This window comes from Williamsia sp. Y712 (assembly GCF_059445525.1).
In genome coordinates, this window is the sequence record NZ_JCAIUN010000003.1 from 264158 (window position 1) to 285468 (window position 21311).

Annotated in this window: 17 protein-coding genes, 1 tRNA gene and 1 pseudogene; 11 read left to right on the forward strand and 8 right to left on the reverse strand. The window is 64.7% G+C overall.

The window, feature by feature from the left end; genetic code table 11:
• Positions 1–75: 75 nt before the first annotated feature.
• The 4 genes from otsB to AC1D75_RS20540 all read right to left on the reverse strand — a co-directional run bounded on the left by otsB (position 76) and on the right by AC1D75_RS20540 (position 5937).
• On the reverse strand, positions 76–2631 hold the full coding sequence (gene otsB / locus AC1D75_RS20525; protein WP_495517174.1) for a trehalose-phosphatase: 2556 nt from the start codon (positions 2629–2631) through the stop codon (positions 76–78).
• Positions 2632–2751: 120 nt separating this feature from the next.
• Positions 2752–4230, reverse strand: a complete 1479-nt coding sequence (locus tag AC1D75_RS20530) for an alpha,alpha-trehalose-phosphate synthase (UDP-forming) (protein WP_495517175.1) — start codon at positions 4228–4230, stop codon at positions 2752–2754.
• 3 nt (positions 4231–4233) lie between these two features.
• Positions 4234–4401 (reverse strand): hypothetical protein, encoded by a 168-nt coding sequence (locus tag AC1D75_RS20535; RefSeq protein ID WP_495517176.1) that lies wholly within the window; start codon positions 4399–4401, stop codon positions 4234–4236.
• A gap of 18 nt (positions 4402–4419) precedes the next feature.
• Positions 4420–5937: a threonine/serine exporter family protein gene (locus AC1D75_RS20540; RefSeq protein WP_495517177.1), complete on the reverse strand. Its 1518-nt coding sequence runs from the start codon at positions 5935–5937 to the stop codon at positions 4420–4422.
• 6 nt (positions 5938–5943) lie between these two features.
• Here AC1D75_RS20540 and AC1D75_RS20545 point away from each other — a divergent pair.
• Positions 5944–6018: transfer RNA gene (locus AC1D75_RS20545), tRNA-Thr, on the forward strand.
• A gap of 90 nt (positions 6019–6108) precedes the next feature.
• Here the strand turns inward: AC1D75_RS20545 and AC1D75_RS20550 are convergent.
• Together AC1D75_RS20550 and AC1D75_RS20555 are read right to left on the reverse strand one after the other, a co-directional pair.
• Positions 6109–6408: a hypothetical protein gene (locus AC1D75_RS20550; protein WP_495517178.1), complete on the reverse strand. Its 300-nt coding sequence runs from the start codon at positions 6406–6408 to the stop codon at positions 6109–6111.
• A 172-nt stretch (positions 6409–6580) separates the two neighbouring features.
• Positions 6581–7075: a hypothetical protein gene (locus AC1D75_RS20555; protein WP_495517179.1), complete on the reverse strand. Its 495-nt coding sequence runs from the start codon at positions 7073–7075 to the stop codon at positions 6581–6583.
• A gap of 87 nt (positions 7076–7162) precedes the next feature.
• Here AC1D75_RS20555 and AC1D75_RS20560 point away from each other — a divergent pair, with 87 nt between their 5' ends.
• The 5 genes and pseudogenes from AC1D75_RS20560 to AC1D75_RS20580 all read left to right on the forward strand — a co-directional run bounded on the left by AC1D75_RS20560 (position 7163) and on the right by AC1D75_RS20580 (position 12831).
• Positions 7163–7552, forward strand: coding sequence for a RidA family protein (locus tag AC1D75_RS20560; RefSeq protein ID WP_495517180.1), 390 nt, complete (start codon positions 7163–7165; stop codon positions 7550–7552).
• A complete protein-coding gene (locus tag AC1D75_RS20565) occupies positions 7549–8733 on the forward strand; it encodes a winged helix DNA-binding domain-containing protein (RefSeq protein ID WP_495517181.1) in 1185 nt (394 codons plus the stop codon). Before AC1D75_RS20560 ends, AC1D75_RS20565 begins: the two co-directional genes overlap by 4 nt.
• Before the next feature lie 206 nt (positions 8734–8939).
• A pseudogene (locus AC1D75_RS20570) lies at positions 8940–10534 on the forward strand (HNH endonuclease signature motif containing protein).
• Between the two features lie 156 nt (positions 10535–10690).
• Positions 10691–11389 carry a response regulator transcription factor gene (locus AC1D75_RS20575; RefSeq protein ID WP_495517182.1) on the forward strand — a complete coding sequence of 233 codons (699 nt, stop codon included), beginning with the start codon at positions 10691–10693 and terminating at the stop codon, positions 11387–11389.
• Positions 11386–12831 carry a sensor histidine kinase gene (locus AC1D75_RS20580; RefSeq protein ID WP_495517183.1) on the forward strand — a complete coding sequence of 482 codons (1446 nt, stop codon included), beginning with the start codon at positions 11386–11388 and terminating at the stop codon, positions 12829–12831. The genes AC1D75_RS20575 and AC1D75_RS20580 overlap by 4 nt, the downstream gene beginning before the upstream one ends.
• Here the strand turns inward: AC1D75_RS20580 and AC1D75_RS20585 are convergent.
• Entirely contained in the window at positions 12821–13246 is a 426-nt protein-coding gene (locus tag AC1D75_RS20585) for an HIT family protein (RefSeq protein WP_495517184.1), read from the reverse strand. The two genes, AC1D75_RS20580 and AC1D75_RS20585, sit on opposite strands and share 11 nt — an antisense overlap.
• A gap of 96 nt (positions 13247–13342) precedes the next feature.
• Between AC1D75_RS20585 and AC1D75_RS20590 the strand changes: the two genes are divergently transcribed.
• From AC1D75_RS20590 to purD, 4 genes are all read left to right on the forward strand, one after another.
• A complete protein-coding gene (locus AC1D75_RS20590; protein ID WP_495517185.1) occupies positions 13343–14614 on the forward strand; it encodes a bifunctional glycosyltransferase family 2/GtrA family protein in 1272 nt (423 codons plus the stop codon).
• Positions 14611–16740, forward strand: coding sequence for an ArnT family glycosyltransferase (locus AC1D75_RS20595; RefSeq protein ID WP_495517186.1), 2130 nt, complete (start codon positions 14611–14613; stop codon positions 16738–16740). The genes AC1D75_RS20590 and AC1D75_RS20595 overlap by 4 nt, the downstream gene beginning before the upstream one ends.
• A 93-nt stretch (positions 16741–16833) precedes the next feature.
• Positions 16834–18114 (forward strand): low temperature requirement protein A, encoded by a 1281-nt coding sequence (locus tag AC1D75_RS20600; protein WP_495517187.1) that lies wholly within the window; start codon positions 16834–16836, stop codon positions 18112–18114.
• 37 nt (positions 18115–18151) lie between these two features.
• A complete protein-coding gene (gene purD, locus AC1D75_RS20605; RefSeq protein WP_495517188.1) occupies positions 18152–19402 on the forward strand; it encodes a phosphoribosylamine--glycine ligase in 1251 nt (416 codons plus the stop codon).
• Here the strand turns inward: purD and AC1D75_RS20610 are convergent.
• Positions 19392–20399, reverse strand: coding sequence for an SDR family NAD(P)-dependent oxidoreductase (locus AC1D75_RS20610; RefSeq protein WP_495517189.1), 1008 nt, complete (start codon positions 20397–20399; stop codon positions 19392–19394). The two genes, purD and AC1D75_RS20610, sit on opposite strands and share 11 nt — an antisense overlap.
• A 51-nt stretch (positions 20400–20450) precedes the next feature.
• Here AC1D75_RS20610 and AC1D75_RS20615 point away from each other — a divergent pair, with 51 nt between their 5' ends.
• Positions 20451–21296, forward strand: a complete 846-nt coding sequence (locus AC1D75_RS20615; RefSeq protein WP_495517190.1) for a helix-turn-helix domain-containing protein — start codon at positions 20451–20453, stop codon at positions 21294–21296.
• The last annotated feature ends 15 nt before the right edge of the window (positions 21297–21311 follow it).

A 21311-nucleotide genomic window follows, 5' to 3' on the forward strand; every position in this document is an offset into this window, starting at 1 on the left:
GTGGTTGGTAGTTCATGTGAACACTGTCCACGGCGGCCCTTGGTGTCCACTTGGAGAGGGCTTGGTGCCCCGGTGCTACTCGCTCAGCAACCGGGCACAGCGGAGCAGGCCGATGTGGCTGTAGGCCTGAGGGTGATTGCCAAGGGCCCGTTCGGCGATGGGGTCGTATTCTTCCGAGATCAGTCCGGTCGGACCGGTGACCTTGACCATCTGGTCGAACAGCGCTTCTGCATCGCTGCGCCGGTCGATGAGGAGGTAGGCCTCGATGAGCCAGGCGGCGCAGAGGTGGAAGCCGCCTTCGTCGCCGGGCAGACCGTCGTCGTGGTGATACCGATACACCGTTGAGCCGCTGCGGAGTTCGGCCTCTGTCGCGACGACAGTGGCGGTGAACCGCGGATCGGACGGGTCGATTAGTCCTGACAACCCGATTTGCAGGGTCGCGGCATCGAGGTCGACGCCGTCGTAGGCGGCGGTGTAGGAGTTGGCCGCCTCGCTCCAGCCCTGGCTCAGGACCTGGCGTGCGATGGTGTCCCGAAGCACCGGCCATCCGAGTTCGGTGTCGCGGCCGAACTCCTTGCCGAGCTTGAGAGCCCGGTCAACGGTCAGCCAACACATCACCTTGGAGTACACGTGATGGCGGGGGTTGCCGCGAATCTCCCAGATACCGTGGTCGGGCTCGGTCCAGCGGCGCTCCACCGCGTAGACCATGTCCTGCACCAGTTCCCAGTCTGCGGCCGACAGCGGATCCGGGTGGTCGGCGGCGGCGCGGGCATGGGACAGGGTCGAGATCAGGTCGACGATGGGTCCGAAGACGTCGAGTTGGACCTGCTGATTGGCCGCGTTTCCGACCCGGACCGGACGCGAACCGGCGTATCCCGGCAGTGAATCGATGACCGCTTCGGGCGGAAGCCCGCCGCCTGCCAGTGTGTACAGCGGATGCAGCCACTCGGGGCCGGTGACGGTGCCGAGCACTCGGTGCAGCCAGCCCAGGTAGTCTTCGGCCTCTTTGAACGAGCCGACGGACACCAGCGCCGACGCGGTCATGGCCGCATCGCGCAGCCAGCAATAGCGGTAGTCCCAGTTGCGGACTCCGCCGATTTCCTCGGGCAACGAGGTCGTGGCCGCGGCCATGATCGAACCCGTGTCGCTGTGGACGAGTCCGCGCAGCGTCAGCGCCGACCTCTTCATCAGGTCGCGTTTGATGCCGGGGAGGTCCAGCGTCGCGGCCCATTCACTCCAATACCGTTCTGCCTCCGCGCGGCGCTCGGGCTCCGGGACCGACGAGGGCTCGAGGTCTTCGGAACCGCAGCGCAGTTCGAGCACCAACGGTTCTTCGGAGAGCTGGATCACCGCGGTGGCGATCTGGTGCTGGCGGTCGGTTTCGATCTCCCACTCGACCCCCGGAGCGCGCAGAACGAACGGCTCGTTGGAGCCGGACACCCGCAGCCCGTCGTCGGACACCTCGATGCGAACGGCGGCCTGGCCGAACTCTGGGCGTGGTGAGAACCGCACCCGAGCCTTCACACTTCCGCGGATCACGCGGGTCAGGTCGGTGCGGCCGACGTTGACGTCGTGCGGCAGGTAGTCGGTGACCTCCAGTCCGGCCCACCGGGTCCGGACGGTCATCGTTCCGTCGATGTAGCGCTGGCTCAGCGGGAGTGGCTTCTTGTCTCCCTCGACGATCGGGCTGATCGAGAACTCGCCTGCCTCGTCGGTGCCGAGGAGGTTCGCGAACAGTGCCGCGGAGTCGGGCTCGGGATGGCACATCCAGCAGATGTCGGCTTCCGGGGTGACCAGTGCGACGGTGCGCGGGGACGCGAGCATTGTCAGCCGCTCGATGGGGACGGCGGCGTCGCCGCTCAGCCAGGTGCGACGTTCCTCGACGAGGAAAGCCAATGCGGCGGCAACCTGTTCGGTGTCGTCGACTCGATAGGTCGCCAGGGTGTCGCCCTCGCCGACCTTGATACCGAAGTCGGGTCCGTGCAGGCGTTGGAAGGCTTTTTCGTCGGTGACGTCGTCGCCGAAGAAGATGGCGGCGCTGGCCCCGGCCTCGTGGCGCAGGATGTCGAGTGCCTGGCCCTTGTCGGTCTTGATGATCGCGAGCTCGATGACGGACTTGCCCTCGGTCACCTGCACGCCATCCCAGGTTGCCGGCCCGTTGCGAACCCGGTGCAGGGCTGCGTCGGCGTCGGCCGGAGTGGCGTTCCGGACGTGCAGCGCAGTGCTGGCCGGTTTGGTCTCCACGGTCACGTTGTCGAAGTCGGCGGCGATGGCGCGCAGTTCGACGATCAACGTTTCGAGGAGTTCGGTGGCCTCGGGGGTGATCTCGTGGACGAAGCCCACGTCGAACTCGCTGCCATGGCTTCCGACGAGGTGGACCTCGGCCGGGAGACGCGACAGGGTTGCCAGATCGCGCAGTGCGCGTCCCGAGATCACTGCCGCGGTGGTGGAGTCGAGTTCGGCCAGGGCCCGCATGGCCCGAACCGAATCGACATTGGGTCGTGCATCTTGGGGTCGGGACACGATGGGGGCCATGCAGCCGTCGTAGTCCGAGGCAACGAGCAGCCTGGGCATACGAGCGATGGCTTTGAGGGCGCGCCGCAGTTCCGGAGCCAGGTCTTGTGCACTCACTACGCGAGTCTAAGTCTGTGCACCCCGGCCAAGTCCAATCCACTGCGCAAGGCGGGTGTAATTGCAGTGCTCGTCACAAATTTATGGTCCGAACTCGGCGGCCCACCGGCCCGCCGACACTCACACGAGGTCAAGTCCACGGTTTTCGCTCGGCATGGTTTCGGTTTCGCCGCCCAGGGCACCGAGGAAGCTCTTCGCCCAGCGCTGCACGTCGTGGGTGAGGACCTGCCGCCGCAGGGCCCGCATCCGGCGCTTGCCCTCGTCGGGATCCTGTTCGAGGGCATCGGCGATGGCCTGCTTCACCCCGTCGGTGTCGTACGGATTGGCCTGGAATGCCTGCCGGAGTTCGGCTGCCGCGCCGGTGAACTCGCTCAGGACCAAAGCGCCACCGAGGTCGCTGCGGCAGGCGACATACTCCTTGGCCACCAGGTTCATGCCGTCTCGCAACGGCGTGACCAGCATGACGTCGGCCGCGACGAAGAACGCGATGAGGTCGTCGCGGGGGACGGGGCGGTGCAGATACTGCACCACCGGATGCCCGACTTCGCTGAAGTTGCCGTTGATGTTGCCGACAAGCTGTTCGATGTCGCCGCGCATCTTGATGTAGCTGTCGACCCGTTCACGGCTGGGCGTGGCCAGCTGCACCATCGTGATGTCGTCGGGATTGACCCGACCCTCTTCGAGGAGTTCGGCGAGCGCCTGCAATCGGACGTCGATGCCCTTGGTGTAGTCGAGGCGGTCGACACCCAGAAGGATCTTCTTCGGGTTGCCGAGTTCTTCGCGGATCTCGGCGGCCCTCTTGCGGATCTCCTTGGATTTCGAGCGCGCATCGAGTTCGCCCGAGTCGATGGAGATGGGGAAGGCGCCGACACGGACCGTGCGGAAGCCGACCTGGACGACACCGAACTTTGCGCGGACGCCGACCTGTCCCTTGGACGTGGCCTGGCCTGCGAGCCTGCGGGCGAGGTACAGGAAGTTCTGGGCACCACCGGGCAGGTGGAATCCGATCAGATCGGCACCGAGTAGACCCTCGATGATCTCCGTCCGCCACGGCATCTGCATGAACAGCTCAACAGGGGGGAACGGGATGTGGAGGAAGAACCCGATCTTCAGGTCGGGGCGCAACATCCGGAGCATCTTCGGTACCAATTGCAGTTGGTAGTCCTGGATCCAGACCACCGCGCCCTCGGCGGCTGCCTCCGACGCCGCTTCGGCAAACCGTCGATTGACGGCCACATAGGTGTTCCACCACTCGCGGTGATACTCGGGTTTGACGATCACGTCGTGGTAGAGCGGCCAGAGGGTGGCGTTGGAGAAACCCTCGTAGTATTCGGCGATCTCATCGGCCGACAACGGCACCGAAAAGAGTTGCAGCCCTTCTACCTCGGGATGCTCTGCCGAATCCGGCAGGCCGGACCATCCGACCCAGGCGCCGGTCTGTGACCGGAGAATGGGTTCGAGGGCGGTGACCAATCCGCCGGGGCTCTGCTGCCAGTGGACGCTGCCGTCGGGGAGTACCTGCTTGTCAACCGGTAGCCGGTTGGCGACCACAACAAAATCGGCGCGCGGGTCGGACTCATTCGATCGCTTGGTTGCCACAGATCAGGCTTCGCCCGGAGCAATTCCCAGCATTGCGAGCAACATCCGGCATTCGTCGGCATCGACTGCATAAGCAGCGACAACCCGGCGCGCGGAGGTTGCTGTCTCGTCGGCCACTGGTTCCAGATCTTCGTCGGCGATATCTGTTTTGTCACTGGTCTTGGCAGGCATGGCGAATATTCTACCTGCTCATACTCGTCTATCGGTGAGGCCCGCGTGCAGGTCCGACTTACGCAGCGGCTGTGTCTCCGCCTCGGAGTCGACCTCGGGTTCGCTTGTCATGCGACCAGGGCGGATTGCCGAGCGTGCGGTCAGGAGCGCTCGCGTCGGCTTTGTCGCAATCCGGGGGCGGCGCAGCGTTCGGGCGACGAACTCGCCGAGGGTGACACCGGCTGCGAGTGAGCAGCCGACGCCGAGTGCTGATCCGATGGCGGTAAGACCGTCGACGGTCTGACCACCGATCAACCCGTAGAGCCCTCGATAGATGGCAAGACCGGGCAGCAGCGGCGTGATGCCCGCGACCGCGACAACAAGTGGCGGTGTCAGCGCCCGCCGGGCGAGCAGACCTCCGACGAGGCCGACCATGGAGGCCGCGATCCCGGCCGAGATGATCTGCCCGAAGTTGTAGTGGCCGGCCGTTGCGACGATGGCGGCGCCCATCGCGCCTCCGATGAATGCTGTCGGCAGAGCCCGGAACTCCGCGTAGCTCGCGACGGCAAACGCTGCGGCGGCGGCGCCACCGGCGATCACCCGTACCGGCGTGTTGGCGAGGTCGAATGCGGTGGTCGAGGTGATCGTCGGCATATAGACGCCTGCGGCCTCCGTCAACTGGATGGCGATACCCACGCCGCTGATGATGCCGCCGGTCATGATGAGCAACTCGAAGAAACGTGCGCCGCCGGTGATCGGGGCTCCGGTGATCGCGTCCTGCACCGAACCGACCAGCGAGAGCCCGGACAACAGCACCACGACGCCGGCCGCGATGACCAGTGACGGTTTGATGTCGACCCCAAGGGCCTCACTGTTCTGGTAGACGATCGCCGCAGGTATCACCGCGATGAAACCGCCGGTCATGTGCTGGAAGAACAGCGGGGTGCCGATCTTGTTGAGCAGCCGGTTGGTTCGGTCGATCACCGCGGTCGTGAAGAAGGCAACCACCGCGACCAGCCAGCCGCCACCGAGCAGAACAGACAATGCGCCGGCCATCGTCGACCACGCGAGCGTCGCGATCCATCGCCGATAGGGGTGAGGTGCGGCGATGATGGCGTCGATGACGGTATGGGCTTCGCCGGGGTCGATCGCCAGGTTGCGGATCTTCCGGACCAACCGGTCGACGGCCGCCAGTCGGGTGAAGTCGTGCGATCGGTAGTGCACGGCCTTCATGGCGGTGACCGGGGTCATCGAGGTACCGCGACGTGCACTCACCCAGATGGTGTTATACGTCACATCAACGTCGCAGTTCTCGACTCCGTACATGCTTGCCACAAACCGCACCTGCGTTTGTGTGTCGATCGCACCGGTGCCCGAGTCGAGCAACACCGCGCCTACCTGGATCGCAAGGTCGAGAACCTCGGTCACCGCGGCATCGTCGGTGAGGTCGATCGGCTGTCTGGGGGACACTGCCGGTTCGAACGGTTCGATGGTGTCGATCGTCGCTCGACGACTGCCGGCGAGGAGCCGGGGAAGTCTCGCGATATACTCACGCACGCAGTTGCCTCCTTAGCTCAGTGGTAGAGCACTCGCCTTGTAAGCGAGCGGTCGTCAGTTCAATCCTGACAGGGGGCTCCACAGAGTTCAGGGTCAACTCGCCGGTTTCGCCGGGTTGACTCAGTGCTAAAGATCAGGCCAAGAGCCCGGTGCATGCGGGCACATCGCACGTTATGAGCGGGGAGCCTTCGGGGCGAGGAGACCGTTCTCCCACAGCACGTGGTGCAGACGCTGCCGCAGTTCCTTGGTCGGCGGATCCGTATTGGGAGGCGCGACCAGCGCCTTGATCGTGAAAAGTTCGACGATGCTCTGGTCGAGTTTGATGCGCTTCTCGCGCGCTGCCGGCGTCATTTGATTGGGCGCGTACGTCATGGTCGCCTGCAGCGCGTCCAGTCGCTCCCTGAGCGCGTGGATCGCGTTGTCGATCTCATCCATGAATTGGGTCACATATCCATCATCGACGATGTCCATCTTCGGCGTAGGCGTTATGTGCAGGATCGGCCGCGTCAGGTTTCGGGTCGATGATCGCGGACCTGGCAGAGTATCTATGCCACTACGCCGATCTGCAAGGGCGGTAAGGCATTTGGAACGATCGAGTTGACGATTCCGGCATGAGTCGTGTGGCTGGGTTCGCGCTCGGCTTTCATTCGGTCACGCCGGGGTACACCCGCTGCGCCATCACCGGTGCAAACCAGACCCGTGAGAGGTCGATGCCCGCGTCGCGGGTTGTTTCGAAGGGCACAAGGTGTTCGTCGACCCCACCCGGTGACCAGTGTTCGTGCAGGTCTTCGACGGCAAAGATGAACGGCAACCAGTCCGTCATCTCCTCGGCGCGGGTGAAGCCACCTGCGATTGCCCATGGCCGGTCGTCTTCGTCGTAGGCAAAGAAGTGATCACCGTAGGCCGGGCTGACGCCATCGCCGACCAGTGCGGTCAGGACAAACCAATCGGTTGATGCCAGAACCTTCTCGGACGCGATGTCGCGGGCAAGCGTGTAGTGGTGATCAACCGAGGCGAGCGCGGCTTCTTCCTCGAAGAACACCTCGGCCTGGCTGATGTCGAGTCCGGCGCCGACCAGTGCATGGTCGGGCATACCGAGAACAAAATAGGCGCTTTGCGGTATGACACCAGGTCCCATGACGGCATTGTGCCAGTGCTGCCGGTCGAGTGCGGGAAACCGCGCGGGGTCAGGTGGAGTCGATGTCGAAACACCTAGGATCGATCCATGTCACCAGTGCAGATCAACCGACCGGAAAACAGTCACACGCGCAGCGCAATAATCGCCCCCGGGAGTTTTGTCTTCACCGCAGGGGCCGCTCCGCTCGACGGGGACGGGGTGACGGTCGCGCCGGGAAACGTCAGTGAACAGACCCGCCAGTGCATGGCAAACCTGGAACTCTCGCTGACCGAGGCGGGTGCGTCACTGTCCGATGTCGCCAAGGTCACCGTGTACGTCGCCGAGCACCTGCAGGCCGATCTGGTGGTCGCGTGGGACGTGGTGACCGAGGTCTTCGGCGACCACAAGCCGGCCGGCACCCTGCTGGGTGTCTCGGTGCTGGCTTACGACGACCAGCTGGTCGAAATCGAAGCAGTGGCGGCCATTCCCGCATCATGACCAAGCCGGCGATCAGCAGTGAACAACGTCGCGCGAGGCTGCTCAGACGTCACCGGCTGATCGCCGACTCCGCGGCTGCAACTCCGGTGGAAGCCGCCGAAGCGGTGGTCGCGCTTCATGCGACCACCCCGGCGACGGTCTATCTGTCGGTATGGGCGCGCATGCCGGGCTTTGATGTTCCCGACATGGATCGGGCGCTGTACGACGACCGAACGCTGGTCAAGCAGCTCGCGATGCGGCGCACGCTGTTCGCGTTTCCCCGCCCTGCGCTGGCCGATGCGGTCAGTGCGGTGGGGCAGCGGGTCGCAGCCAGTGAACGCACCAACATGTTGCGCGACTTGCGTCGCAGCGATGACTTCCCGGATCCGGAAGGCTGGATCGACAAGGCGCGGGCAGCCGTGGACAGAGCTCTGGTCGACGGTCGGGCGGCGACGTCCACCGAACTGCGGAAAGAACTGCCTGAACTGGCGGGCTCCATCAGCCACGGCGAGGGCAAGTCGTGGGGCGGTGTCGCTCAGATGGGGCCGCGGGTGCTGAACCACATGAGCGCCGCCGGTGAGATCGTCCGCGGACCCAACGACGGTAACTGGATGCGTTCGCGGCCCAGATGGACAGCGATGTCGGATTGGCTCGGCGAGCCGCTGCCGGTCGAAGATCCCGCGACCGGGCACCGAGAACTGATCCGGCGATGGCTGCGTCAGTTCGGGCCCGGCACCGAAACCGACATCGTTTGGTGGTTGGGGTCCACAAAAACCGCTGTGAGAAATGCTCTTTCAGCTCTCGAGGTGGTCGAGGTGGACCTTGACGACGGGTCGATCGGGTACGTCCTGCCCGATGATCTCGACGACGTGGAGGCCGTGTCGCCGACAGCCCTGCTCTTGCCCGAACTTGATCCGACGCTGATGGGCTGGAAGCAGCGGGACTGGTATCTGGGTCCCCATGCCCCGCACCTGTTCGATTCGAACGGCAATGGGGGGCAAACGGTTTGGTGGGACGGACGGATCGTGGGCGGATGGCATCAGCGGGCGGATGGGTCGATCGGCACGCATCTGTTGGAGGACCTGAATTGCGCCGCCACCGCCGCAATTACGCGTCGAGCCGCTGAACTCGGTGACTGGCTGGGTGATCACCGACCCAAGCCCGGATATCCGGCGCCATTTCATCGCACACTCGACGGCTGACCGGTATCGGTCGCTTCTCGAAATCAACAGTGTCGGACCCCTCGTTTAGACTCAAATGTATGTTCGAGGGGGAGATCGAAGATGCAGGTGGGGACGATGAAATCGGTCCTGTCGAGTCGCTGGGTGTCAACGAGTTGTTGCGTAACACTGAACTCGCGATGGCCCAGCAGTCGCGGATGGAGTGGGAGCGATACGCCGCTGCGGCGATGTTGCACCGGCATTTGGTAGAGCCGACCGCCGGGTCCGAGGCGGAGGTGCGGGCGCTGGATCCGTTCGCGCAGTGTGCGGCGAGATTGTCTGCCGCACAAGGCCTGACGCAGCGGACCGCGGAGCTGCAGATCAGCCGCGGGGTGGCGTTGCGGGACCGTCTGCCTGCGGTGAATGCGTTGTTGAAGGCCGGTCGCGTCGCCGCGCATCATATTCCTGACATCATTGCGCGGACCGAGTTGATCGAAGGCTCAGCCCACGTGGCCGATATCGATCGCGGCATCGCCGAAGCACTGGGTCGGCGGGGTTCGTGGTCGAAGGGCCGGATGCGGGACATGGTCGATGCCATCATCTTTCGCCGCGATCCCGATCTGGTTCGTAAGAACCGGGAGGATGCGAAAAACAATCGCGGGGTGTGGGCGAACAACACTACCACGGTATGGCGGTTCTGGATGCGCATTCCACCGCTGAAGAGTTGACGTTGATCATGGCAAGGCTCGAAAAACTGGCCATGGCCACCTGCAAGGCCGACCCTCGGAAGAAGTCTGATCGGATGGCCGATGCGTTGTTCGCCACGGTGATGGGCCGCGAATTCCGTTGTGAATGCCCGAACGACCCCAAACACCCCTGTACCGCCGAGATCGTCACTGTTCCTGCCGGACAAGTCATCTCAGGCGTTGACGTGAAGATCGTGCTGCACGTGATCACCGACCAGCCGACCTTGGAAGGAACCGCAACCAATCCCGGATTCATGGATGGTCACGGTGTCATCTCCGGCGATCATATTCGTGACATCGCGGCCCGCCCGGAAACGATCCAGCGACCTATGGGCAACAAACCTGCACCCGCTACTGTGCACCCCGAGCCTCAACCCGAACCCGTGCAATCGGAACCTGAGCCGCTCGAACCGGAGACGCCGAAGCCCAAGCGGCCGAAGATCTACATGCGCGGACCGCAGAACCCACCAGCCGAGAACCTCCCCGATGGCGGCGACGACAATGCGATCGCAGCGCCGTTCCCGCAGGTGATTCCGCTCCCGGCCACCCAGCCGGGTGACCAGTACCGTCCGTCAGTGGTCCTGGACACTTACCTCCGGATCCGGGATGTGTACTGCATGTGGCCCGGCTGTGAGCAGAAGGCCTGGGGCGCTGACCTGGACCACACGTGCGAGTACAACCACAACGATCCCGATATTGGTGGCTGCACGCATCCGTCAGAGATGAAGACGCTGTGCCGTTTTCACCATCTGTTGAAGACGTACTCCGACTGGCTTGATGATCAGTACCCCGACCCCGAGACCGGTCGGACCCGGTTGATCTTCACCACACCCGAACGCCGCCACTATCACGGTCCGGGGTGGACCGGCGACGATTTGTTCCCGACGTTGCGGTTGATCGTCTTCGACAACCAGCGCGGCTCACCGAAAACATCGCCGCCAACGTCACTGTCAAGATCGCAGCCACGTACCGCTGCCAAACACGCACGCCGTCAGCAGGAACGACTTGCCAACCGCCGACGACGCGAGCGAGAAGCCGCCCGCCGCCTGGCAGTCGGCGAAGAACGAGGAAGGAACGAACCACCACCGACCTTCTAGAAGCCCGGGGCGATCACAGCTTCGCGGTTTACCGGCGGAGTGCTCTGACCACCGGGTCTGCCACGGATCTCGGCCCGCCTGATTCGAACGTCATTCACAGGAACCTCCCAGGTTGCTGGCAGACTCTGGATAAGACGGTCAGGCAGGGTGTGAGACATGAGTGATCAGAGTGCGCGGGTGCTGGTGGTCGACGATGAGCCGAACATTCGCGAGCTCCTGTCGGTCTCGCTGAAGTTCCAAGGGTTCGAGGTGCAGACGGCACCGGACGGTCCCAGTGCTCTCGACATCGCTCGTACGTTCCGTCCGGACGCATTGATCATCGACGTGATGATGCCAGGGATGGACGGTTTCGGGCTGCTTCGTCGTCTGCGCGCAGACGGCGTGGAAGCACCGGCATTGTTCCTCACCGCCCGGGACTCGGTGGAGGACAAGGTCACCGGACTGACCATCGGCGGCGACGACTATGTGACCAAGCCGTTCAGTCTCGAAGAGGTTGTCGCCCGGCTACGGGTGCTGTTGCGGCGCGGTGGATTCGGCGAGAAGCCAGAGGCCAGTTCTCGAATCAAGTTCGCCGACATCGAACTCGACGACGACACCCACGAAGTGTGGAAGAACGGCGAGCTCGTGTCGCTCTCGCCCACCGAGTTCACCCTTCTGCGCTATTTCATGATCAACGCCGGCACCGTGCTGTCGAAGCCCCGGATCCTGGACCACGTCTGGAATTACGACTTCGGCGGCGAGGTCAACGTCGTCGAATCGTATGTGTCCTACTTGCGGCGCAAGGTCGACACCGGCGAGAAGCGGCTCATCCACACCCTGCGCGGTGTCGGATATGTGATGCGCGAGCCTCGGTGACAGACGCTACCGAGGTCACCACCGCAACGAGGCAGCGCCGGGGCGTCCCGCTTCGGGTGTCGTTGGTGGCGCTGACGCTGGTCCTGGTCACCATGGGGCTGCTGGTTTCGGGTGTCGCCGTCACGTCGGCCATGCGGGACAACTTGATGGACCGTACCGACAATTCGTTGCGGGAGGCTGCCGCGGGGTGGGCGAGACCGCGGGCTCTGCCGCCGCCACAAATGGACCCCCAAGATGTCGAAAGCGGCCGTCCGCCAACGCCGTATTACGTTCAGATCCAGCGGTTCGACGGCAGCACGATGATCATCAACGACAACGAAGCAGAGCCGGATCTGTCCGACGCCAACGGTTTTGGCACTGACCCGGTGACGGTGAAGTCGGTCGGCGACGGACCGCGATGGCGGGTTGTCGAGACGACCTCATCGTTCGGCAGCGCGATCGTCGCGGTGGAACTGACCGATGTCGATGACACCGTCACCCGGTTGATCTGGCTGCAGCTCGGCATCGGCGCCGGTGTGATAGTGGTGATCGGGGCACTCGGATATCTGTTGGTGCGCACCAGCTTACGACCGCTGGAACGGGTCGAGCAGACAGCGCAGGCGATTGCGGCGGGTGATCTGGACCAACGAGTTCCCCCGGCGGCACACAACACCGAGGTCGGTCGGCTCGCGGAGTCGCTCAACTCGATGCTGCATCAGATTCAGGGTGCCTTCGCCGCGACTGCGGCCTCGGAGGAGCAGGCTCGCCGTTCCGAAGAGAACATGCGCCGGTTTGTGGCCGACGCCAGTCACGAACTACGAACACCGCTGACGTCGATCATGGGATTCGCCGAGCTGTACCGACAGGGTGCGATGACCGACACCGAGGTACTGATGTCGCGGGTCGAAACCGAGGCCAAGCGGATGGGGTTGTTGGTCGAAGACCTGTTGATGCTCGCCAGGCTCGATGCCCAGCGACCACTCGAACGGGCGCCGGTCGATCTGTTGGCGCTGGCATCCGACGTGGTGCACAGCGCCAGGGCGGCGGCCCCGGACCGGGATATCTCGGTGGAGGTGTTCGACGGACCGGGCATTCCCGAGGTCTCCGGCGATGCCGCCCGGCTCGCGCAGGTGTTGAGCAACCTCGTCGGCAATGCCATCTTGCACACGCCCGACGATGCGTCGATCACCGTTCGCGTCGGCACCGTCGACAACGATGCGGTCTTGTCGGTGTCCGACACCGGCCCAGGGCTCAGCGAGGAGGACCGGGCGCGAGTGTTCGAGCGGTTCTACCGCGCCGATTCATCACGTCATCGCACCGACAGTTCCTCGGGCAGTGGCCTGGGCCTGTCGATCGTCGCGGCCTTGGTCGCCGCGCACGGAGGCACCGTTGGCGTCGAGTCGGAGCCCGGCGCCGGTGCGACGTTCTGGGTGCGGATTCCGCGGGACCAGATCAGTCGCTGACGTACTCACCGTGACCGAGGGCGCGTAGTTGCTCCCGGATCTTGTCGGCGGCGGCGTCGAGTGCCGCCGGGTCGGGTTCTTTCTGCGCGTTTGCCAGGTCGAAGGTTTCCAGCTGCCAGGCCGGGAACACGTGGACGTGCAGGTGAGGAACCTCGAGCCCGGCGATCAGCAGGCCCATCCGGGGAGCATCGAATGCCGCCTTGACGGCCAGCCCGAGGGTCTGCGCGACGGAACTGATCTTGCCGAAGAGTGCGGGATCGACACTTTCCCAGTGATCGACCTCCTGCCGCGGGACAACCAGCAGGTGCCCGTCGGTGACCGGGTTGATGGTCAGGAACGACACGACGTCGTCGTCCTTCCACACAAATCGTCCGGGGATGTCGCCGTTGATGATCATTGTGAAAACCGATGCCATGCCTCGACCTTATCCCCGTCCGCTGGTCGCAGCGCTTACAGGAACCTGACAGCGGCGATGCAGCTCTGCGACAGGCTGGGATTCCACAGTGACGGCATGAGCGCAGACACCATTGACGAGGTCCCGGCCGAGGTTGCCGCCATCGTCGTCGATCTCACACCCGCGGCACCGGTGATCGACATCGTTGTCCCGGTCTACAACGAGGAAGCAGATCTGGCGTCGTGTATCCACCGGCTCACCGCACATCTGAGTGCGCACATGCCGTACTCGGCACGGATCACCATCGCCGACAACGCCAGCACCGACGGCACATTGGCGATCGCGCGGGAACTCGCCGCATCGATTGAGAACGGCCGCCTTGTGCGGGTCGCCCATCTCGATGCGAAGGGGCGTGGCCGCGCGCTCAAGTGCATCTGGCGTGACAGCGACGCCGCGGTGGTCGCCTACATGGATGTGGATCTCTCGACCGATCTGAACGCACTACTGCCGTTGGTGGCCCCGCTGGTGTCCGGACATTCCGACCTTGCGATCGGTACCCGGCTCACCCGGTCGTCGCGGGTTGTCCGCGGTGGCAAGCGCGAGTTCATCTCACGTGGCTACAACCTGATGCTCCGCACCACCATGGGTGCGAGCTTCTCCGACGCGCAGTGCGGCTTCAAGGCTGTTCGGGCCGATGTCGCCCGTCGGCTGCTGCCGATGATCGACGACACCGGCTGGTTCTTCGATACCGAGATGCTGGTGATCGCTCAGCGGGCGGGGCTGCGGATCGCGGAGGTTCCGGTCGATTGGATCGACGATCCCCACAGCAAGGTGGACATCGTCGCGACCGCGACGGAAGACATCAAGGGGTGCTGGCGCGTTGGCCGGGCACTGGCCTCCGGACGTCTGCCGGTTGCTGAGCTCAGAGAAAGCCTGGGCCGTAGCGAAATCGGTCCGCAGGTGGCCGGTGTCCCGCGCGGTCTGGCCGGCCAGTTGGTTCGATTCTGTCTGGTCGGCGTGGCCTCCACGGTCGCCTACGCGGGGCTCTATCTCGCGCTGCATTCCATTGTCGGCGCGCAGATCTCCAATTTTCTCGCACTACTCATCACCGCCGTGTTCAACACAGCCGCCAACCGGGCGTTCACATTTCGTGTGCGCGGTCGCGATGGCGCCGGCAAGCATCAGCTGCAGGGCATCGCGATATTTGTACTCGGATGGGTGCTGACCGCCGGATCGTTGATGCTGCTGCACCTTTGGGCTCCGGATGTGTCCAAGCACGTCGAGCTGACCGTGCTGGTGGTGGCCAACCTGATCTCCACGGTCCTTCGTTTTGTCGGGTTTCGCCTGGTATTTCGCACGTCTCATCACAACAAGGAGGTATCGGCATGACGGTGCTGGTCGATCGTCTACCGGCCGAGCCGGAGCCGGCATCGCCGGAACCCGCCCCGATGTCAGCGCCCCGGCCGCGCTGGGAGTGGCCGGCCTTTGCCGTACTCATGGTCGCCACCGTGGGACTGTATCTGTGGAACCTGAGTGTCAACGGGTGGGCGAACTCGTTCTACTCGGCGGCAATTCAGGCCGGATCCCAGTCGTGGAAGGCGTGGTTCTTCGGGTCCTCGGATGCAGCGAACTCGATCACGGTGGACAAACCACCTATGTCGCTGTGGATTCCGGGGCTCTCGGTACGACTCTTCGGTCTCAACTCGTGGGCGATCCTGGTACCGCAGGCCTTGATGGGTGCGGCGTCGGTAGCGTTGCTCTACTGGATTGTCCGTAAACGTTTTGGTCCCGTCGCCGGACTCATCGCCGGTGTCGGGCTGGCACTCACCCCGGTCGCGGTATTGATGTTCCGTTTCAACAATCCCGATGCGTTGCTGGTGTTGTTGATGATCGCCGCCGTCTGGGCGACGCTCAAGGCCATCGACGACGGCAGGATCCGGTGGATGATCCTTACGGGCGTGTTTGTCGGACTGGGGTTTCTGACGAAACAGATGCAGGTGTTCTTGGTCATCCCCCCGCTGGCGTTGACCTACATCGCGTTTGGACAGAGAACCTGGATCACCCGACTGGGGCATCTGTTCGCTGCGCTCGGAGCGATGATCGTCTCCGCGGGTTGGTGGGTTCTGGCCGTCGAAGTGTGGCCGTCCGGCTCGCGCCCGTACATCGGTGGATCACAGGACAACTCGATTCTCGAACTGACATTGGGCTACAACGGATTCGGTCGACTCAGTGGCAACGAGACGGGCAGCGTCACACCGGGGGGTGGCGGAACCGGTGGCGAGGGCGTCGGAGGATTTGGCGCTGAGGGATTCCCCGCCGGTCCCGGTGGCGGGGGCGGAGGTGGTATGTGGGGCGAAACCGGCTGGACGCGCATGTTCGACGCATCGCAGGGTGGTCAGATCGCGTGGCTGATCCCCGCCGCGTTCATCTTGGGTGTCGCCGCAATCATTCTGCGCGGCAAGTCGGTACGGACCGACAGCAAACGTGCGCTGCTGGTGGTCTGGGGACTGTGGCTGGTCACGACGATGGCTGTGTTCAGTTTCATGGCGGGGATCTTCCACGCCTATTACACGGTGGCGCTGGCGCCGGCGATCGCCGCACTGGTGGGTGCCGGGGCGGTTCAGTGCTGGCAACGCCGTGATCGGTTGTGGCCGCGTATGGTTTTGGCTGGTGCGATTCTGGCAACGGGCACAATGGCTTACGTACTCCTGAGTCGTTCACCGGACTTCGTGCCGTGGTTGCGCTACGTCGTGTTGATCGGCTCGGTCGTTGCCGCGGTCGTTGTGGCATTCTCACAGCTGACCAGACCGGCGCTGCGGCGTGTCGCACCCGTCGCAGCGTTTGTGGCACTGACCCTGGGACTGGTGGGTCCGGCCGCATATGCGATCGAGACGGTCTCGTCCACCAGATCGGGATCGATTCCCACTGCCGGGCCTTCCTCCGACGGCGGTTTCGGGCCGGGCGGTGGGATGCGGCGGATGACCGCCGGCGCCGGCGACATGGTGCCGCCCGGGATGACCGGACAGCAAGGCATGCCCGGCATGACCGACGGGCGAGGTGCACCGGGTGGTCAAGGTGCGATGCCGGGGCCGGGTGGCGGCACAGATGGCCGGGCGCAGTTGGGGGAAGCAGGTCAGATGGGTGGTGCCGGTGGCGGACTACTCTCCGGATCGACGCCAACCGGCGAGATGGTTGCGACCTTGAACGAGGACGCCGACCAGTTCACCTGGGTGGCGGCCGCCATCGGCTCGAACAGTGCGTCGGGCTATCAGCTGGCCACCGAGCATTCGGTGATGCCGATCGGTGGGTTCAACGGGAGTGATCCGTCGCCGACTTTGACCGAGTTCCAGGTGTATGTGCACGAGGGAAAGATCCACTACTTCATCGCCGGTGGCGGCCAGATGGGGGGCGGTGGCAGCGGCACCGCGTCTGAGATCACCGAGTGGGTCGAGGCCAACTTCTCCAGTACGACGGTGGGTTCGGTAACGCTGTACGACCTCACCGAACCCACCTGATCCACGCTCCTTCACGTGCTGACTTAGCCTGGGTCGGGGCCGATCCTTGGTTTCAGGCAAGCGATCGTCAATGGAGAAGGGCTGGGGCTCTACATGACCGACACACAGGGTGGCGGACCGTCGGCCGTGGCCGCAGTGAGCGAACTCAAACATCGGGTGACCCGCATGGTCGGCCGCGACCCGCACGAGGACGATCGGGCCGCGACCAACCTGGAGTTGTTCTTCGACCTCACGTTCGTGGTCGCCTTCTCGTTCGCGGGTCTGCAGGTCTCGCACTATGTGGCCGAGGGGCACTACAAGACGGCTGTGTTCGGATTCGTCTTCACGACATTCGCCGCGATCTGGGCGTGGATCAATTTCACCTGGTTCGCCTCGGCCTTCGACACCGACGACTGGGTGTACCGCCTGACCACGATGGTGCAGATGATCGGCGTGCTGATCCTGTCGCTGGGCATCGAGCCGGTCTTCGAGTCCATCGATGCCGGCGGCGTGGTCAACAACCGCGTGATGGTTCTCGGATATGTGGTGATGCGGCTGGCGATGGTTGTGCAATGGCTTCGCGCGGCACTGGGCAGTTCGGGCTACCGCCACACGTGTCTGGTCTATGTGGTCGGCATCAGCATTGTGCAGATCGCCTGGGTGGCAGCGATATTCCTCGACACCGGCCTCTACCAGACGATGGCGGTGATCGGGCTGCTCGCGGCGGCCGAGATGTGTGTCCCGGTGATCGCCGAGAAAGTGGGCAAAGAAGGACCGACGCCGTGGCATGCGCACCACATCGCCGAGCGGTACGGCCTGCTGGCGATCATCACCCTCGGCGAGGGCATCCTCGGGACAGCCGTGGCGCTCCAGGCCGTGGTGCACCTCCAGGGCTGGACGGTCGAGACCGCCGTCGTCGGTCTGGCGGGTGTGGGGATCACCTTCGGCATGTGGTGGATCTACTTCGTGGTCCCTTCCGGGCGGGCACTGCATGCGCGCCGTGGCCGTGCGTTCACGTTCGGCTACTTCCACATCCTGATCTTCATGTCCATTGCGATGATGGGCGCCGGGCTCCATGTGGCGGCGCTCTACCTCGAGCACGAGGCGACGATCAGCGAGACAGCCGCGGTGGTCGCCGTGATCGTCCCGGTGGGGACCTACCTTGCGTGCATCTACTCGCTCTATGGTTTTCTACTCGGCTTCAACCGCGTCCACCTGGTCGAACTGTGCGGGATGGCGGTGGTACTCGCGGTGGCGGTTGTGCTTGCCGCGGCAGGGGTTTCGGTGGCGACCTGTCTGATCGTCGTGGCACTGGCACCCGCTCTGGGGATTGTGGTCGATGAGGTCGTGGGCAGCGAGCACAGACGTCAGGCACTGGAAGTGCTGGAGGCGTAGGTATGTGCCCCGTGCGGTGGGCGGTAGGGTCAGGCACGTGCGAGTACTCGTCATCGGATCGGGCGGCCGTGAACACGCCCTCGTCCTGGGTCTGAACCGCGACCCGTCCGTCACCGACCTACATGTGGCTCCGGGTAACCCCGGCACCGCGGCGTTGGCCACCAACCATGCGGTCGATATGGTGTCGACCGATGCCGTTGTGGCCCTGGCCACATCGATCGCCGCAGACCTGGTGGTCATCGGCCCCGAGGTACCCCTGGTACTCGGAGTTGCCGACGCGCTGCGGGCAGCAGGCATCGCCACGTTCGGCCCCGGCGCCGAAGCGGCAAAGATCGAGGGCTCCAAGGCATTTGCCAAAGATGTGATGGCTGCGGCGAACGTCCGGACCGCGCACAGCGAGATCGTCGACAACCCGGCCCACCTCGACGCCGCACTCGACCGTTTCGGGCCGACCTGGGTCGTCAAGGACGACGGGCTGGCTGCAGGCAAGGGCGTGGTTGTCACCGCCGACCGCGACGCAGCCCGGATCCACGCCGCCGACCTCCTCGAGAGTGGACATCCGGTGTTGCTGGAGTCCTTCCTCGACGGTCCCGAGGTGTCACTCTTCTGCCTGGTCGACGGTGACACCGTCGTTCCGCTGTTGCCTGCGCAGGACCACAAACGGGTCGGCGACGGCGACGCCGGACCCAACACCGGCGGTATGGGTGCGTACACACCGTTGCCCTGGCTGTCCGATGAGATGGTCGCGCGGATCGTCGACGAGGTCGTCAAGCCGGTCGCGGCCGAGCTCGTGGCCCGCGGCATCCCGTTCTCCGGCCTGCTCTACGCCGGACTCGCGATCGGCGCCGACGGCCCCGCCGTTGTCGAATTCAACTGTCGCTTCGGTGATCCGGAGACCCAGGCCGTGCTCGCGCTGCTCAAGTCGCCGCTCGGTGTGGCACTGAACGCCACGGCCACCGGAGCCCTCGAACAGCTTCCGCCCCTGGAATGGGAAGAGGGCGCTGCCGTGACCGTGGTCGTGGCCGCCGAGAACTACCCGGGACGGCCGCGTACCGGCGATCCGATCATCGGCTCCGACGCCGAAGGTGTGCTGCATGCCGGGACCGCGATCGCTGATGGTGCCGTGGTCTCCAATGGGGGCCGCGTGCTCAGCGTTGTCGGCGTCGGCGCAGATCTTGCCGCCGCCCGAGCCCAGGCCTACAGCCGGCTCGAGACCGTCAAACTCACCGGTTCGCATTTCCGCACCGACATCGGGCTGGCTGCCGAAGAGGGTCGCATCAGCATCTGAGGTCGCCCATCAGCTCCTCGGCATGGTTCCAGAGTTCGTCCTCGCGCAGCGGGGCATACGACTCGTCCGACGACCGGACCACCCGACCGCGGTCGATGTAGTCGCCGGAGGTTGCCGCGACGACACCCAGCGCGGTGTCGGTGAGGTGACGGGCCGCAGCGCGCTTCGTGGTGGCGATCGGGGTCAGGGTCAGCGCAGGCATCACTCGGCCGACGAGGAACCGTTCGAACCCGTTCGCGTCGCGCGCCAGGCCGGTACCCGGGACGAAGCCGGGGTTGTAGGAGACGATCTGCAGCCCGTCGGGTAGCCGGCGCGCGAAGGCGTGGACGAGGTGCACAACCGCCAATTTGCTTGTGGAATAGGCGGTTCGGCCCGCCGCGGCCGACTCGGGATTCGGGAACGCGCCCGGTGCCGCCAGTCTGGCGGGGTGACTCCACGCCGGTGCCGGGATCATTCCGAGATTGTGCCGCAGGTCGCCGAAGTGGGTGTCGCTCGAGGTGACGGTGATGCGTGCGCCGGACTGAAGGCTGCAGGCAAGACTTCGGATCAAGACATGGTTGGCCAGTACGTTCACCGCGAACGTTTCCTCGTGGCCGTCCGGGGTGACGGTCAGGGCGTTGGTGAACTGGACTCCGGCGTTGGCGACGATTCCGGCCAGCGGTGGCAGTTGCCCCGCGGCGAGCAAAGACCTCACCCGATCGGCGGCCGCATGAACATCAGCAGGCGATGAGAGGTCTGTGGTGATGACGGTGACGGTGCCACCGCCGCTCCGCAGTTCGCAGGCAACGTCGTCGGCCGCGCCGCGGGCGAGCAGCACCAGATGGACGTCGGGGTCGTCGGACACGATGTTCGCGGCGGCAAGGCGGCCGATTCCGCGGGTGGCGCCGGTCATCACAAAAGTTCGGGTGGGGGTCAAGACGATCTCCTCGGATTTGAAACGGTAGGTACCCGAAGAATCGTCTGCCGCGATCGGTACTGCCAGATCACCGGTGAACATGGGGTCTGGCAGTACCAGGCTCGATGAGGCGGGGTGTCGCACAATGGACCGGTGACAACATCACGAGCGGACGCGGGGGAGCTGATCCGGCGGTGGCGGGATCGGCTCGATCCGGCCGACGCCGGAATAACCACAGGAACCAGGCGGCGCGTCCCGGGGATGCGTCGTGAGGAACTCGCGCAGCTCGCCGGGGTGTCGGTCGACTACCTGGTCCGGCTCGAACAGGGGCGGGCCACCCGTCCCACCGATTCGGTGATCGGTTCGCTGTCGCGAGCATTGCAGCTCAGTCGAGCCGAACGCGACCATTTGTTCCGGGCCGCGGGGCTACTGCCGCCGGGAGATCGTCTCGTCGACGATCACATCTCGCCCGGAGTGGCACGGATCCTGGCCCGGCTTGGCGATCAACCGCTGGCGGTCTATGCCGCCGATTGGCAGCTCATCCGCTGGACGAACCCCTGGTCGGCACTGCTCGGCGACCCCAGCGCGACCTCGGCCGCCGACCGCAACCTCGTCCGGGTCATCTTCGCCTGCGACGCAGGCAAATACGTCCGATCCGAGCGTGATGCCCACCATTTCGAAGCGGCTCTGGTGGCCGATCTGCGTGAGGCCGCCGCCCGGTACCCGGCAGATCCCCGGGTGAGTGGTCTGATCGACGAGATGAACGCACACCATCCACGGTTTGCCGAACTCTGGCAGCGCGCCGAGGTCGGCGTGCACGCGTCCGACCGCAAGACCATCAGCCATCCGACGGTCGGCGACATCACCCTCGACTGCGATGTCCTACTGGTCCCCGGCTCCGACCTGAAGCTGGTCCTGTACTCGGCAACACCGGGCAGCGCAGACGCCGAGCTACTCGATTTCCTGCGAGTTGTCGAACCGGTGACGAGGCGGGACTGAGCAGAGCGCCGGTTC

Excerpts from the sequence above, each read along its gene's own strand:
- AC1D75_RS20575 (WP_495517182.1), top strand. The coding sequence starts at position 10,691 with ATGAGTGATCAGAGTGCGCGGGTGCTGGTGGTCGACGATGAGCCGAAC.
- AC1D75_RS20555 (WP_495517179.1), bottom strand. The coding sequence starts at position 7,075 with ATGGGACCTGGTGTCATACCGCAAAGCGCCTATTTTGTTCTCGGTATG.
- AC1D75_RS20600 (WP_495517187.1), top strand. The coding sequence starts at position 16,834 with ATGACCGACACACAGGGTGGCGGACCGTCGGCCGTGGCCGCAGTGAGC.
- AC1D75_RS20565 (WP_495517181.1), top strand. The coding sequence starts at position 7,549 with ATGACCAAGCCGGCGATCAGCAGTGAACAACGTCGCGCGAGGCTGCTC.
- AC1D75_RS20560 (WP_495517180.1), top strand. The coding sequence starts at position 7,163 with ATGTCACCAGTGCAGATCAACCGACCGGAAAACAGTCACACGCGCAGC.
- AC1D75_RS20535 (WP_495517176.1), bottom strand. The coding sequence starts at position 4,401 with ATGCCTGCCAAGACCAGTGACAAAACAGATATCGCCGACGAAGATCTG.
- AC1D75_RS20590 (WP_495517185.1), top strand. The coding sequence starts at position 13,343 with ATGAGCGCAGACACCATTGACGAGGTCCCGGCCGAGGTTGCCGCCATC.
- AC1D75_RS20610 (WP_495517189.1), bottom strand. The coding sequence starts at position 20,399 with ATGTTCACCGGTGATCTGGCAGTACCGATCGCGGCAGACGATTCTTCG.
- AC1D75_RS20550 (WP_495517178.1), bottom strand. The coding sequence starts at position 6,408 with ATGGACATCGTCGATGATGGATATGTGACCCAATTCATGGATGAGATC.
- AC1D75_RS20595 (WP_495517186.1), top strand. The coding sequence starts at position 14,611 with ATGACGGTGCTGGTCGATCGTCTACCGGCCGAGCCGGAGCCGGCATCG.
- AC1D75_RS20585 (WP_495517184.1), bottom strand. The coding sequence starts at position 13,246 with ATGGCATCGGTTTTCACAATGATCATCAACGGCGACATCCCCGGACGA.